The sequence below is a fragment of the Bradyrhizobium sp. SHOUNA76 genome, from assembly GCF_023006445.1.
Lineage (GTDB): Bacteria > Pseudomonadota > Alphaproteobacteria > Rhizobiales > Xanthobacteraceae > Bradyrhizobium.
In genome coordinates, this window is record NZ_JALBHA010000933.1 from 1 (window position 1) to 1,138 (window position 1,138).

Consider the following 1,138-nt stretch of genomic DNA (forward strand, 5'->3'; position numbering starts at 1 on the left):
GAGCGCAGTGTCGCCATGACCGATCGCGAGCAGACCGTGCGTGATGGCGTGACGGCCGCGGGCGTGGCGCTTTTCGTGGCGGCGACGGCGCATGCGGCCCGGCAATCGCCATGTCACTGTCAGGATGCTCCAGAGCAGGACGATCGCAACGGCAAAGATGCCGAGAAGGAGCACGAACACCGGAATGGTCGGCGAGGCGCGCCAGCCGCCCCAGGTCATGACGACTTCGCCGGGCTGATCGGCAACCCAGGCCGCGCCGGCCGCCGCCAGCGCGATCAGGACGAGGAAGAGGACGATGCGAAGCATGGCGATCCCTATTACGCGCCGATTGTTGCGCGAATCTTATTGAGCAGATTTGGCGAGATCCGCCATGGCATCGTCGGCGAATTTGCGGGAGGCGGCGAGCGCGGCGTCGCGGGCATCGGCCTTGTCGAGCCAGGCCTGTGCGGGCGCGCGATCGGCCTCCGGCAGCGTCTTGAGCTCGCGCCGCGCTTCCACGAAATCATTGCGAAGTGCCGCAGCCGTCACTCGCGTGACGATGGCGCCGCGATCGTTACCGACGCCGTCGGTGCGCTCGATGCGCACGAGTTTCGAAGCTCCTGCCTGGAGACGCTCGACAATGCCCGTGCCGCTGGTCTGAGTTTCCGCCGGCGGTGACAGTTTCGGCACGATGTTGAGGAGCTCGCGGCTCAGCGCGACCGGGGTCGGGATGCCCGACGATGCAAATGTATCGAGCGGCTTCAGCATGTCGGGCTTGGCGGCGAGCGAACGCGCCGCGGACAGCTGCGACTGATAGGGGTCGCCATGGCGAACGGCGACGTCGAGCAGGGCCGCCGCGACCACAAAGCGCAGCGGCTTGTCATCCTTCGCTTTTGCATCGGCGATCTTCGCGCCCTGCTGCGCGAGCTCGGCACGTTCGGATTTGCTGGCGCGCTCGAGCTGCGCGATGCGATCGTTGAGAGCAGAAAGGTCGGGCGCGGCCGTCCCGGGCGCCGATTTCGCATCGTTCAATGCGCTCGCGGTCTTGTCGGACTGCGCGCGCAGATTGGCGACGTCGCTGCGCAAGCTGGTTGCGGACTTCTCCAGCGCGTCAATCCGCGCGGCCATGGCCGGATCGGCGACGGGCCTGCCGGCCCTG

General features: G+C 67.4%; 2 protein-coding genes. Both read right to left on the reverse strand.

Going from position 1 to position 1,138, the window contains the following annotated elements:
* Positions 1-306, reverse strand: a 306-nt coding sequence (locus tag MOV74_RS38725; protein ID WP_246932844.1) for a heme biosynthesis HemY N-terminal domain-containing protein, incomplete at its 3' end; no start/stop codon positions are given.
* Positions 307-342: 36 nt separating this feature from the next.
* The coding region (locus MOV74_RS38730) for a COG4223 family protein (RefSeq protein WP_246932846.1) at positions 343-1,138 on the reverse strand (796 nt) is incomplete at its 5' end.